This is a genomic window from Kluyvera sp., from assembly GCF_047971185.1.
Taxonomy (GTDB): Bacteria; Pseudomonadota; Gammaproteobacteria; order Enterobacterales; family Enterobacteriaceae; genus Kluyvera.
This window is the reverse complement of the sequence record NZ_JBKDZH010000050.1, coordinates 63,666-74,372: the sequence shown is the minus strand read 5'-3', so window position 1 is coordinate 74,372 and position 10,707 is coordinate 63,666. Positions and strand designations below refer to the sequence as shown.

20 protein-coding genes are annotated in these 10,707 nt (G+C 57.5%); all 20 read right to left on the bottom strand.

The window, feature by feature from the left end; all coding sequences use genetic code 11:
• On the bottom strand, positions 1 to 809 hold an 809-nt coding region (locus tag ACK5JN_RS14645; protein WP_416870842.1), incomplete at its 3' end, for a phage tail tape measure protein.
• Positions 802 to 921, bottom strand: coding sequence for a GpE family phage tail protein (locus ACK5JN_RS14640; RefSeq protein ID WP_212738998.1), 120 nt, complete (start codon positions 919 to 921; stop codon positions 802 to 804). The genes ACK5JN_RS14645 and ACK5JN_RS14640, both read right to left, overlap by 8 nt.
• A 32-nt stretch (positions 922 to 953) precedes the next feature.
• Complete coding sequence (locus ACK5JN_RS14635; RefSeq protein ID WP_416870841.1) at positions 954 to 1,289, bottom strand: phage tail assembly protein; 336 nt, start codon at positions 1,287 to 1,289, stop codon at positions 954 to 956.
• A 63-nt stretch (positions 1,290 to 1,352) separates the two neighbouring features.
• The gene (locus ACK5JN_RS14630; RefSeq protein WP_416870840.1) at positions 1,353 to 1,871 is read right to left on the bottom strand and encodes a phage major tail tube protein; all 519 of its coding nucleotides are present in this window, start codon (positions 1,869 to 1,871) and stop codon (positions 1,353 to 1,355) included.
• Positions 1,872 to 1,886: 15 nt separating this feature from the next.
• Positions 1,887 to 3,074, bottom strand: a complete 1,188-nt coding sequence (locus ACK5JN_RS14625; protein WP_416870839.1) for a phage tail sheath protein — start codon at positions 3,072 to 3,074, stop codon at positions 1,887 to 1,889.
• 131 nt (positions 3,075 to 3,205) lie between these two features.
• Complete coding sequence (locus tag ACK5JN_RS14620) at positions 3,206 to 3,802, bottom strand: tail fiber assembly protein (RefSeq protein ID WP_416870838.1); 597 nt, start codon at positions 3,800 to 3,802, stop codon at positions 3,206 to 3,208.
• On the bottom strand, positions 3,802 to 4,866 hold the full coding sequence (locus ACK5JN_RS14615) for a phage tail protein (protein ID WP_416870837.1): 1,065 nt from the start codon (positions 4,864 to 4,866) through the stop codon (positions 3,802 to 3,804). The genes ACK5JN_RS14620 and ACK5JN_RS14615 overlap by 1 nt, the downstream gene beginning before the upstream one ends.
• Complete coding sequence (locus ACK5JN_RS14610; RefSeq protein WP_416870836.1) at positions 4,863 to 5,471, bottom strand: phage tail protein I; 609 nt, start codon at positions 5,469 to 5,471, stop codon at positions 4,863 to 4,865. The genes ACK5JN_RS14615 and ACK5JN_RS14610 overlap by 4 nt, the downstream gene beginning before the upstream one ends.
• Positions 5,464 to 6,372, bottom strand: a complete 909-nt coding sequence (locus ACK5JN_RS14605) for a baseplate assembly protein (protein ID WP_416870835.1) — start codon at positions 6,370 to 6,372, stop codon at positions 5,464 to 5,466. Before ACK5JN_RS14605 ends, ACK5JN_RS14610 begins: the two co-directional genes overlap by 8 nt.
• A 6-nt stretch (positions 6,373 to 6,378) precedes the next feature.
• Entirely contained in the window at positions 6,379 to 6,726 is a 348-nt protein-coding gene (locus tag ACK5JN_RS14600) for a GPW/gp25 family protein (RefSeq protein ID WP_416870834.1), read from the bottom strand.
• Positions 6,723 to 7,358: a phage baseplate assembly protein V gene (locus ACK5JN_RS14595; RefSeq protein ID WP_135562447.1), complete on the bottom strand. Its 636-nt coding sequence runs from the start codon at positions 7,356 to 7,358 to the stop codon at positions 6,723 to 6,725. Before ACK5JN_RS14595 ends, ACK5JN_RS14600 begins: the two co-directional genes overlap by 4 nt.
• A gap of 68 nt (positions 7,359 to 7,426) precedes the next feature.
• Entirely contained in the window at positions 7,427 to 7,876 is a 450-nt protein-coding gene (locus ACK5JN_RS14590) for a phage virion morphogenesis protein (RefSeq protein WP_416870833.1), read from the bottom strand.
• Positions 7,869 to 8,336: a phage tail protein gene (locus ACK5JN_RS14585; protein ID WP_257122580.1), complete on the bottom strand. Its 468-nt coding sequence runs from the start codon at positions 8,334 to 8,336 to the stop codon at positions 7,869 to 7,871. Before ACK5JN_RS14585 ends, ACK5JN_RS14590 begins: the two co-directional genes overlap by 8 nt.
• The gene (gene lysC / locus ACK5JN_RS14580; protein WP_239964274.1) at positions 8,299 to 8,541 is read right to left on the bottom strand and encodes an Rz1-like lysis system protein LysC; all 243 of its coding nucleotides are present in this window, start codon (positions 8,539 to 8,541) and stop codon (positions 8,299 to 8,301) included. Before lysC ends, ACK5JN_RS14585 begins: the two co-directional genes overlap by 38 nt.
• A complete protein-coding gene (gene lysB / locus ACK5JN_RS14575; RefSeq protein ID WP_416870846.1) occupies positions 8,444 to 8,854 on the bottom strand; it encodes an Rz-like lysis system protein LysB in 411 nt (136 codons plus the stop codon). Before lysB ends, lysC begins: the two co-directional genes overlap by 98 nt.
• Positions 8,854 to 9,285, bottom strand: a complete 432-nt coding sequence (locus tag ACK5JN_RS14570; RefSeq protein ID WP_416870832.1) for a DNZ54_00345 family protein — start codon at positions 9,283 to 9,285, stop codon at positions 8,854 to 8,856. The genes lysB and ACK5JN_RS14570 overlap by 1 nt, the downstream gene beginning before the upstream one ends.
• Positions 9,282 to 9,794: a lysozyme gene (locus ACK5JN_RS14565; protein ID WP_416870831.1), complete on the bottom strand. Its 513-nt coding sequence runs from the start codon at positions 9,792 to 9,794 to the stop codon at positions 9,282 to 9,284. Before ACK5JN_RS14565 ends, ACK5JN_RS14570 begins: the two co-directional genes overlap by 4 nt.
• On the bottom strand, positions 9,778 to 9,999 hold the full coding sequence (locus tag ACK5JN_RS14560) for an HP1 family phage holin (protein WP_001437784.1): 222 nt from the start codon (positions 9,997 to 9,999) through the stop codon (positions 9,778 to 9,780). Before ACK5JN_RS14560 ends, ACK5JN_RS14565 begins: the two co-directional genes overlap by 17 nt.
• Positions 9,990 to 10,193: a tail protein X gene (locus ACK5JN_RS14555; RefSeq protein ID WP_042325371.1), complete on the bottom strand. Its 204-nt coding sequence runs from the start codon at positions 10,191 to 10,193 to the stop codon at positions 9,990 to 9,992. Before ACK5JN_RS14555 ends, ACK5JN_RS14560 begins: the two co-directional genes overlap by 10 nt.
• On the bottom strand, positions 10,193 to 10,702 hold the full coding sequence (locus ACK5JN_RS14550) for a head completion/stabilization protein (protein ID WP_416870830.1): 510 nt from the start codon (positions 10,700 to 10,702) through the stop codon (positions 10,193 to 10,195). Before ACK5JN_RS14550 ends, ACK5JN_RS14555 begins: the two co-directional genes overlap by 1 nt.
• Positions 10,703 to 10,707: the final 5 nt, after the last annotated feature.

Here is a 10,707-nt window from a genome sequence, read left to right as displayed (position 1 = left end):
GCGTCACCGCCGCTTTTCGCAATGATGATTTGCGCGCTCGCTGCGTCATCTGCAGAGGCGGCAGTATTGTCGCCGAGCTGGCGCGCCTGTTTGCGTAGCGCCTCCATTTCTGGCGATTGCTTATCGACCCCGAGCACGGCCTGCAGTTCGGAATTTTTCTGCGCAAAGTCATAACCGGGCATCAGTAATTTAACCCCGGCCATCGTTCCCGCTGTCGCGATACCGACCCCGGCAGCACCGGCTGCGGCCATGTTACCGGCAAGCTCTTTCCCTGATTTATATCGCTCTTTCACCCGGCTTAATTTCGCCTGCTGCGCACTGACGCGCGCCAGTGCCTCGCGCTGTCGGTTAAGCTGCGCCGTCGTTTCGCTGATGGAGGTTTTGAGCCGACGCTCATCAGCAGACAGGGTGCGGGTATTAATACCGGCCTGCATCAGCCCGGAGCGCTGGCGCTGTACTGACGTTCTCAGGCTGTTGTATTTCGTCTGCAGCTCAGAGGCGGCACGCTTTGCCGCTTCGAGTGCCTGCGCCTGCGCGCGGGTCGGACTGGTGGTGTTTTTAAACTGCACGGCCAGTTCACCGGCCTCGCGTTTCGCTTTCTCAAGCGACTGGCTGGTTACGGCCAGTTGCGCGCTTGCCTTACGAAAGCCGTCGATTTTCGATGCCTGACCGTTCAGGTCACGCAGCCCTTTTTGTGTGTCGCGAATATCACCCGAGAGGGATTTACTCGCGGTCTGGATGGATTTAAGCGGTCGGGTCGCCTGGTCGACCGCTTTCAGCAATACCTCAAGCCTCAGGTTATTACTCATTGTGGTTTCCGCTACGCTGCAGCGCCTTATCGCGCCATGTGATGAGCTCGGTCAGGCTCAGGGAATAGAGCTCTGATGGCGGCCAGTGGAATATCACTGCGATATCCGCCATCAGGTCATCGGTCGAAAGGTCAGGCGGAAAATCTATTCCGCCGAAGCCGGTGACAAAAAACCAATCACCTTAGCGGCCAGCGACAGCATATCGGGCAGGTTCATTGCGGTAAGCTCCTGCGCCGTGAGCGCGGGATAGGTCATGCGGGGCAGTACCTTAATCAGCGCATCGACTTCGGACTGCGCCACCGCTGCCAGACTGACACCGCGCAGGGTACCAGCGTTCGGCTCAATCAGGGTGACTTTATCAATCGTCTGACCGGCACGCTTAATCGGCTTATCGAGGGTCACGACATTCGGGTTTACGGTGTCAATTTCATTGCCAGCCGTATCAACAAATTCAGCGGGTTTACGTGGTGATTTTGCCATGATGTTTTTCTCTACTCTGAAAGGGGATTAATAACCGGCCAGCAGTGCTGACCGGTCAGGGAATTACAGCCCGATTGCGCGGCGGTGCTGTTCCAGACGGTCGACGCCATTCACCTTCTCGACCATGTTGACGGTGTCGATTTCGATGACGTCGCTACCATCAATCGTGAGGCGGTAATAGGTGCAAACGGTCGATAGTTTGGTCGAGGTGTTTTCACCCTGCTTATTCTCGCCGCCGTCGATTTCTTTATGACGGCCACGCATGACCACCTCGACCGCGATGATTTCGCCGGTGTCGTCGCGCTGGTAGGATCCAGCAAAACGCAGCGGCACAGCGTCAGCACCCGGCGCGGCGTACTGCGCCCACAGCGCCACATCAGGCAGGCCACCGACAGACCACTCGACGGTGAGCGCTTCGTCGTCGAGGCCGAGGTCAATCGCCGCCGCACCATTCATACCGCCGCCGCGATAGTTTTCGAGCTTGCGGGTCAGCTTCGGCAGCGTCACGGATTCAACAACGCCCATGTAGCTCAGGCCGTCATTGAACATGTTCAGATATTTGAGTTTGCGGGGTAGTGCCATGTTGTTTCAGGCTCCTTAGCTGTTGACCGATTCGGCCAGATTCACCAGATATTTATCGGTGATACGCTGGCGCAGGGTCAGGCTTTCCAGTGGTGGAACCGGCGTATAGTCGTAGTCGATATACAGTTTCCCGGCCTTGAGGGTTTCCTTATCGTTCGATTCCTCGTCGAACCAGCATTCACCGTCCACGATGTAGCCGTTAGATTTCAGCTCGCGGAATTTGGCGTTAATGCCGTCGACAATGTCACGGATGAGCGATGCGGTGATGGGCTTATCGACCGCCCACATGTGCGCCTCTGCCATCGTGTCGGCCAGCACCTGCGCGGTACGGGTGTAGTTCTCAAACAGGAAAAGCGGGTCATCAGAGCAGGTGCGGTTACCCCAAAAACGGAAACCATCCTTGCGCACCAGCGTCGTCACCCCGGCCTCGTTGAGCAGGTCAGCATCAGTGCCGGATGCCTGCAAATCCCAAAAAACTGACGCGCTGATGCCGGTGACACCCTGTACGCCGACGTTAGACAGGGTTTTGTGCCAGCCGACGGTCTGGTCGATGTAAGCACGCAGGCCGAGTGCGCGGGCGGTGGCGTATGCCGTTGCGGTGGCGTTCGCGGTGGTGTCCCATGCAAGGAAATCAGGCCAGATGACCATCAGCTCGCGCTGACTGAAATTCTCGCGATAGGCCATAGCCTCGGAAATGGTCTTACAGTCCCATGCGCTGACATAGCCAAACGCGCGCAGGCTGATACAGACCGACGCGAGTGCGGTTGCGACTTCCTGCGTATCGAGACCCGGCACACCGAGAATACGCGGCTTAACACCGGTGACCGCTTCGGCAGTCAACAGCGCCTTGATACCGGTGTATTTACCGTTCTCATCCGTGCCGCCGATGATGTTCGAAATGGTCTGCGCCTGAGCAGCATCCGGGTCATCGTCGACACCTTCGGCAACGCGCACGACAACGGTGACGGGTTTAGACTGGTCGGCGATAGCCTGCAGGGATGCGGCCAGCGTGCCTTTTTTACCGGCTTTCGCAATGGCGCTCTGCACATTGGTAATCAGTACCGGCTCATTGAGGGGGAATGTTTCGGCATCCGCATCGCTGGCCGTGCAGACCATGCCGACGATTGCGGTTGCGACAGTTGAAATGACGCGGGTGCCGTCGTTAATCTCAAGCACCTGTACGCCGTGGTGAAAATCACTCATCCGGTTAACTCCGTGGTTAGTGGGCGAGTGTTATTGTCCTGGCTGGTCTGGTGAGGGGCTATTTGTCGGCGATGGGTAGCCGATGGCACATAAACAAATTGAAAAAAAGACGGGCATCAGCCCGCCCTGCGTTACTCCGGTTTAACCGGCCACTCGATACCCGGTGCTGTTGAAGTATCAACTGCGTTCAACGCCTGAATGTACTTCATCCACATAATCAGGCTGGCCTTGTCATCATCGCTGATGATGCCGAGCTGTAGCTCGGTCTGCCACAGACTGATAGTGCTTTGGGCTTCCGCCAGCAATGAGGCTTTTTTCTGCTGCGCCTCAACAACCTGAGCGCTTTTCTGTGCTTCCTCATCCGCGACCCATTCGCTACCGTTCCAGCGGTCATAAGGCGTCAGCGGTTCGATGGTGGTTACATTATCAGGATAATCACCAAGCCCGGTTATCTCGACAGGCTGGCCGGTTTCTGTGTCATACACCGTCTCGCCCCGGTGGTCGATAACATAATCCCACCCATCCAGACTGGTCGCGCGGCACACAGCAAAACCATTTTTTGCGTCGACGGGAGCATCGGTGCAGGAGTTAGCAGGAATACCAACGCCGACAGCAAGAAATTCCACGGATGCCGATAAATATTCTAGCGTCTCACCATCAAAGTTATAGACCGTCATATCGCCAGCTTTAGTGGCGATACCGTTTTTATTCAGCGTTGCTTTTGCCATTACGCCGCCCTCACGATGTAGTTAAATGCGATATTTCGCGGCCTGTTGTCCGTCGAGGTTGTATTGCTTTTTATCGACGTTGTAGACGTAAAATTTCCGCCCTGACCATAACCAATTGCAATCCCTAACGCGCTATCAACATCCTCGATAATCCCATTACCCATATTATCTTTCGTTGTGTTGTGAATGTTTTTAGATACACCCAAATGCTTGGCGGCATTATTCGTTTCATCTGATGACGACCACATTCTGCCTAACGAGTGAACATGCCCTGCGACTAGTGAGTCCTGAGAGGCTAATAACCCCCTACCGCTATCTACCCCGCGCCCATCATCCCAGCCACGGATAAACTCACCGCGCAAATCAGGCAGATTCCCTGACGGAAATACTGCGGCGAGCCCCGGATATTTCACCTTATCAAATACCGCACCATTACATTTCAGCCAACCTGTCGGCGGCGTCGCTGACGGATAAGGGAGCGGCACGCCGACCGGGGTATATTTCGCAATGTCAGTTATTTTCAGGTATTGCGGGTGCGGGTCAGCAGCGGCAAGGTGTGCGGCCAGCAGACTATCAGCATAGGCTTTCACCTCGATAACTTTGTCGTCGACATACTGGCGCGTTGCCAGCACGACTGACGGGTCGATTTTCAGGGTGATAGCCGACGTGCTCGACACAATCAAAATCATGCGAATGGTCTGCGTGCGACCGCTTCCCTCCTGCAGTTGCGGCTTGTAGGTCTCCGGGCAGTTCGCTACGGCAATCAGAATCCCATCATCGTCATAGAGACCAATCTCGCGGATCCAGAAACCACCCTCGTTCTCGGGAATAATTTGCTCCGCGATAATCTGGCTGGTATTGGCCGGGTCAACGGTCAGCAGGTTCAGCGGCGCGATGCGCTTCTGGTTAATGAGCTTCGTCTGCGCCGGGTCAGGGGTCGGCAACGTACCATTCGCATCACCGACGGCCATCTGCGTCAGGTTGAGTTTGGTGCCGAGTGCCGCCGCGTTCGCCAGCCGCGCCGCGCCCTGATTGGTCAGAATGGCAAAATATTTTGCGGTCATGCGTTCACTCTCAGGTTATCAATCAAATGGATGGCCGAGGCCGGGTAATATTCACCGCCGACGACAATTTCCTCGGGGGTGTAGGGGTAAACGGTCAACGCGTCGCCGTCGTAATATCCCACGCCGACATACAGCTCGCCGGTTGAGCTCAGGCTGATAGCCAGCCCGGTCAGGTGGCGGCTTGCCGGTTTTGCGTCTTCAATCAGGCGCTCAAGTTCCTGATACATTTCGTCAGTGATGCCGCTGTCGAGTACACCGACAACGAGGCGGAATGTTCCTGGCTCCTCGTCGAGCTGCCACCACTCGCGCACCTCAATCAGAAAGCCGAGCGGCTCAACCACCCGACGCAATGCGCTGATGGTGCCTTTGTGCTGATGGACGAAAAACGAGGACGCGCAGACGCTGCGCTTTGTCGCCTCCGGCCACTTCTCATCCCACCTGTCGACCGACAGCGCCCACGCCAGATACGGCAGTAGCTTTACCGGACAGATGCGCCAGTTCCACAGGGTGCGCAGCGGTACCGGCACGCGCTGAATCTCAGAGAGTGCAGCAGCAGCGGCAACTTCCAGCGGCGACGAGCCAACGGGTAACAGCCGGTCACTCATCCGAACCCCCGATAGTTATCTGGTACTCGGTACAGTTCGACGCCTGCGACTTACTCAGCACTATGTCGGCCTGCGGTGATGACAGCTCGACACGCTGCACCCCCTCAACATGCAGCGCCGCGTAAATGGCCGACAGGCGGATATCACGCCCGAGGCGGTGCTGCGCGCTGATGTAGCTCTGCAGCTTTTGCTCTGATGCCTGCCTGATGGGCTCTGATTCAGGGCCGGGGTAAACGTAGAGCGTCGCGTCAATCTGGTACGGCACAATCTCGGCTGACTGGACGGTCACCCGGTCGGCCACCGGGCGCACATCTTCGGCGTTCAGAGCTTTATCAACAATCGCCAGTAGTTCATCGCTGGCAGTGCCGTCACCCTCGCGCGATAGCACGGTAATCGTCACGCAGGCTGGCGACGGACTTGCGACTGAGACGTCAGCAACCCGCCCGTCGGCGCTGCGACCGTGATACTCATATGCGCCGACCGGCCCCGCCACGCTCAAGCCCTCAAACGCCTGTTGCGTGCGCAGACGCAGGTCGGTATCGGATTCCATAACGGCAGGTGTCGGCGGAATAGTGGTATCATCCGCCGGGGTGATGGTCAGACGTTCGGTATTGTTGTTCCCTGCCACGACGTCGAGGTCGTTACCGGCGGAATAGGCCAGCGTCACCGCCTGCGCGGCTTCGTTCACCCGCTGACGCCAGATAACTTCACGGTAGGCGTTTTCCTGCAGCAGCTTAACAATCGGCTCTGACTCAAGCGCCAATGTCCGGGCAATGGCCTCCTGCTGGTCTTCGGGATAGAGCGAAATCAGTATCGCTTTGCGTTCCGCAAGGATGGTTTCATAGTCCAGTTCCTCAACCACGTCGGGAACGGGTAACTGACTCAGGTCAACGGTTGCCATAGTGATTTAACCCAGTGAAACAGTGGTTGAAACTGACGCACCGGTATCGGTACGCATCCCGGTAATATCGACATACATTTCGCCAGCGTCGCCGGTCTCAAAGCTGACAGAGGTAAGCCTGATACGCGGTTCCCACTTCTGGATCGCCGAATAGCACGCCACCATAATCTGCAGCCTGAGCGCCGGGTTTTGCGGCATATCAATCAGCGCCGACAGAAGCGAGCCATATTCACGACGCATCACCCGTGAGCCGACCGGCGTCAGCAGTATGTCGCGCATGCTCTGGCTGATGTGCTCGGTGTCGCTGATGCCGAGGCCGGTATTTCGGTTCATACCCTGATAGCGCGCCGTCATAACGGTGCCCCCGTTTGCCCGCCGCTGTCGCCCGGGTGTTTATGGGTGTGGAGTACCTTGCCATTAGACGACAGTGACCCGCCCGAATGTTCGATGTTGCCTTTCATCGTGCCGCCCTTTTGCACCTCAAGCGTCGCCGTCGTCAGCTTATTGGTGCAAATCACCTCAGGGGTGTCGAGAGTGATACTGGTCGAGGCTTTCACCAGTACCAGCGGCACGGTTGCGGTAATGGACTCCGATGCCGTCACGTCGGCAGTTTTGATGCCGCTTACCGTCAGCGCGCCGGTCTCGGGTTCGTACTCAATGACCGCACCATCAGGGAAAGCCACATGCCACGCATCCGCCGATGCAGAGGGGGCGGGGTTATCGTCGGAGAAAATACCCGGCAGCACGAAAGCGGTATCAAGCTCGCCACCGATTGCCAGCAGCAGAACCTGCTCACCGACCGAGGGAGCCCACCACGTCCGCGAACGACCGGCGCGGGTGGTCAGCCAGTTCAGCCATGTAGTCTGGATCCCGCCGCTTTGTACGCGGCACAGCCCCTGCACGGTATCAACCTCAGTTACCACACCTGAGCGGATGAGGTTGCGAATCGCGCGCGCGAGCTCCTGTATCGTGGATAACGTATTCATAGTGCAAGGATGCCTCTGGTCTGGAGTCGCGCCAATTCGCGCGGCTCCGGTGGTGGTTCACACAATATTTATTTGCCGAGGTGACTGATAATGACGTCTTCAATCATCTGCTCATCGTCGCGAGTAAAACCGAGCAACGGGCGCGCCTCGTACTGCACATCCCGGCTGTTGCGGTTTGGCCGGTCTTTGAGCCCGTACTGATGCACCCGCGCCATGCGCTGCACCTTGCCGGTAAACTCCACCACCGCCGCACTGTCGCTGCCTTTGGCTTTCATAAAGCGACTGGTGCGCAGCTTTGCGAACATTTCGCGCTTAATGCGGCCTTTCTTGCTCCGCACAGGCTGGCGCTTTCGCGCCGCATACGGGGTGCCGTCGGGTGCCTGCTGGCGCCTGATGCGCTGTTGCTGACTGGTACGCAGCTTTTTCGCAATTTCAGCCGCCATTTGCCGACGCGCCGCCGGTGACAGGCTGGCAATCAGACCGGCAAGGCGTTCCTGCAGCGTGGTTAACTCACTCATCCCACTGACTCACTAACTCACCGTTTGCATACATAGCAACCGGGCGCGTTACCGTCTCAGGCAGCGGCGGCTCAGGGGCATAGCTGACATGCAGCGCACCGTCGACCTCTTTGACGAGCGTGCGCTCGGTGAGCCTCAGGCTGATACTGATATCGAGCGAATCGTCGTTATTGATATCAATAATCCAGGTGAATCCTTTTTCCCGCCCGTCGTCGGTGGTCATAATGTCCGGCTGATGTTCACGCAGCCACGCCTGCACCGGCACGAATATCAAATCGAGGTCGCCGGTGAAGTCGGTCACCACCACGTTAAGCACATACACCTTTTCAAACGACAGCGAGCTCGCCAGTCGGGAATCGGTATGGCCGTTATCGGCAAACAGGCGCAGCATATCGGGGTTATTTCGGAGCTGCGGCACGGCGTTAATCAGCGCTTTGCGCAGGCTTTTGTGCTTCTGCATCGAGTTCATCCTGACAGTGTTTGACGGTTTTGACCTGTAGCGCGCAGGCGGTCAGCGCGCCCTCAAGACGGCGGATATCCGCGCTCAGGTCGCCATTGGTTTTCGGGTCACTTCCCGGCATCGGGCAAAGGCTCACCCTCGGGCATCCGCTGACCACAATCACCGGCACTGGCGCAGGCGGTGCGGGTGTGCAGCCGACGCACAACGTCAGGCAGAGCAGCGTTATACCAGCGGCGAAAGGCTTCATTTTCATTAAGTAACCTCGTTATCGTCTGCTCACGGCGGCTGGCTTCCTCGCTGGCCTTTGCGAGCTGTTCGCGCAGTACCACCTGCGCGGATTCATTACGTCGGGCGAGCTGACCGGCAACACTGAGCTGATTTTTCAGCATGCCAATCGTCGTCTTTTGTTCGCTCGCGACACGGTTTGCTGTCTCAAAGGAGTGGGATAAATTGCCGTTCTCATGGCGCAACCACAGCAGCCCAAGCACAGCCAGCACCAGCGCAGAGGCCAGAAACATCACAATGACTCTGGACACAGGCCAGCCCCCTCAATGCGCTGGCGGTAAGTCTCGCGAACGGCCTTAAAGGTCAGAACACAAAGCAGGTACATCAGCGCGGTAAGGATCCAGCCAGCACCGAGCAGGCAACCGGCGGTAACAGAGAAACGGATAAGAGACCATGCGCGACCAGCTTTCGACCCTTTGCGGCAAAAGGCGGCGCGGAATACCTTCATCAACTCAGGATTGATGGGAATACCTTTGCCCGTATTGAGCCGCCAGTGGTCATAAGCGACCACAGCGGCGAGGCTCGCCGTAATGCAGACAAAACAGACATAGAGTGCCCACGCGGCAACAAAATTCATTGCAGCACTTTGCGGCGATACCAGTCCCCAAAGCAGAACCAGTGCCAGCAGGGCATCGAACATCAGGGAACGTAAATATTTTTTCATTGGGTTACTCCTTTCATGCAATACGCCAGTTCCCGCGCGCGGCGGTTTTCCAGCCCTTTGTTTTTAGTGCCATTGACGTACACCCAGCGGGTAAGCTGGTCGCATGCCTGCCACCACTGATGACGCTTGATGTAAGAGACCAGCGTCGAGCGACAGGCCGCGCCGGTGCCTACGTTAAAAGAGAAACTGACCAGCGCGTCGTAAACAGGCTGCGGCATGGTGACCGGCACGCAGACCGCGAGACGGCGCTCGGTATTCATCACGTCGGCAACCATATTTGCCGCCGCTTCGCGCTCGGTGATATCGCGTTTCGGTACCACCCCGGCAGTGTGGCCGATGCCTGACGTCCACACGCCCGCGCTGCACTGGTAAGGTGTCAGGCGACACCCTTCGAGGTCGGCAATTAGCGCCAGACCATCAGGCGAGGTATTCAGCAGACGAAAATTAGGCATCAGTGCCGCCAGCGCCAGCACTGCGGCCACACTGCAACGTTTAACGATTGAGCTCACGGGTCACCCCTTTGTCGATTCCCATTTCGGTCAGATAACGAAAGGTTTTGCGCCGGTACCAGAAATTCACCGCCGCCGTAAAAATGGCGCACAGACTACCCACATACAGCGCCAGCTTTTCGGGCGACATTGCCCCGAAATACGCCAGACCCACGGCCAGCCAGTAGGCGATAAACGTGGTGATTTTTTCCATACTCAGTCCCATAGGTTCAGGGTCTCCGCTGTGGGGGATGTTTCAACGTCGGGCAGGTCAATCGCCGTGCCATGCGGCAGAATGACGCCCAACTCAGACAGACCGGGATTAGCCTGCAGCACCGTCTCGACCACGCCCTCAGTGCGCCCGTAATACCGGGCACAAAGCGCATCGAGGGTATCGCCCTGCATCGCGTAGACTTTCATCAGAGCTGACCCACGATGCAGCGCGGCTTATCCTGCAGGCGCGAGACCGACCAGCGCATATCCCGCCACAGGTCATCAATGGTGGTTTCTACGCTGTCGGCTTTTTTGTCACCCTTACCGGTGGCCTCAACCCCGCGATAACGCTCATACAGGGTGGCTGTCGCCATCGCCGTCACGGCGCTGAGGTAGTGGAAAACGCGCACATTCTCGCCGTCGATTTCCTCGGCGTCAGGCACGTCGGCCAGTTGCTTAAACCCGGCGGCAATCTGGCGCAGCCGGTAGTCGTAAAGCTCCGCATTGGTTTCCGCCATGCCGGTCTTGATGGCGTTGCGCAGACGCGCATCGGAAACCGTCTGCTCAAGGCGCATCAGCTCGCGCACGCGCTTCGGATCCACATCAGGGAAAAAGAACGTATTTTTAATCACTGCGTCGCCCGTCTCCGGTGCGGGAATCACCACGCCCGGTACGTCCTTCGGTTCGTCGGGCTGATTCAGTATTACTGTCGTCATGACAA

Bases quoted from the DNA above. Each gene is read 5' to 3' on its own strand.
- ACK5JN_RS14560 (WP_001437784.1), bottom strand. From the start codon at position 9,999: ATGGGACTGAGTATGGAAAAAATCACCACGTTTATCGCCTACTGGCTG.
- ACK5JN_RS14635 (WP_416870841.1), bottom strand. From the start codon at position 1,289: ATGGCAAAATCACCACGTAAACCCGCTGAATTTGTTGATACGGCTGGC.
- ACK5JN_RS14555 (WP_042325371.1), bottom strand. From the start codon at position 10,193: ATGAAAGTCTACGCGATGCAGGGCGATACCCTCGATGCGCTTTGTGCC.
- ACK5JN_RS14600 (WP_416870834.1), bottom strand. From the start codon at position 6,726: ATGACGGCGCGCTATCAGGGTATGAACCGAAATACCGGCCTCGGCATC.
- ACK5JN_RS14610 (WP_416870836.1), bottom strand. From the start codon at position 5,471: ATGAGTGACCGGCTGTTACCCGTTGGCTCGTCGCCGCTGGAAGTTGCC.
- ACK5JN_RS14630 (WP_416870840.1), bottom strand. From the start codon at position 1,871: ATGGCACTACCCCGCAAACTCAAATATCTGAACATGTTCAATGACGGC.
- ACK5JN_RS14570 (WP_416870832.1), bottom strand. From the start codon at position 9,285: ATGAAAAAATATTTACGTTCCCTGATGTTCGATGCCCTGCTGGCACTG.
- ACK5JN_RS14625 (WP_416870839.1), bottom strand. From the start codon at position 3,074: ATGAGTGATTTTCACCACGGCGTACAGGTGCTTGAGATTAACGACGGC.
- ACK5JN_RS14640 (WP_212738998.1), bottom strand. From the start codon at position 921: ATGGCGGATATCGCAGTGATATTCCACTGGCCGCCATCAGAGCTCTAT.
- ACK5JN_RS14585 (WP_257122580.1), bottom strand. From the start codon at position 8,336: ATGCAGAAGCACAAAAGCCTGCGCAAAGCGCTGATTAACGCCGTGCCG.
- ACK5JN_RS14590 (WP_416870833.1), bottom strand. From the start codon at position 7,876: ATGAGTGAGTTAACCACGCTGCAGGAACGCCTTGCCGGTCTGATTGCC.
- ACK5JN_RS14620 (WP_416870838.1), bottom strand. From the start codon at position 3,802: ATGGCAAAAGCAACGCTGAATAAAAACGGTATCGCCACTAAAGCTGGC.
- ACK5JN_RS14615 (WP_416870837.1), bottom strand. From the start codon at position 4,866: ATGACCGCAAAATATTTTGCCATTCTGACCAATCAGGGCGCGGCGCGG.
- ACK5JN_RS14605 (WP_416870835.1), bottom strand. From the start codon at position 6,372: ATGGCAACCGTTGACCTGAGTCAGTTACCCGTTCCCGACGTGGTTGAG.
- ACK5JN_RS14550 (WP_416870830.1), bottom strand. From the start codon at position 10,702: ATGACGACAGTAATACTGAATCAGCCCGACGAACCGAAGGACGTACCG.
- ACK5JN_RS14595 (WP_135562447.1), bottom strand. From the start codon at position 7,358: ATGAATACGTTATCCACGATACAGGAGCTCGCGCGCGCGATTCGCAAC.
- lysB (WP_416870846.1), bottom strand. From the start codon at position 8,854: ATGTTTCTGGCCTCTGCGCTGGTGCTGGCTGTGCTTGGGCTGCTGTGG.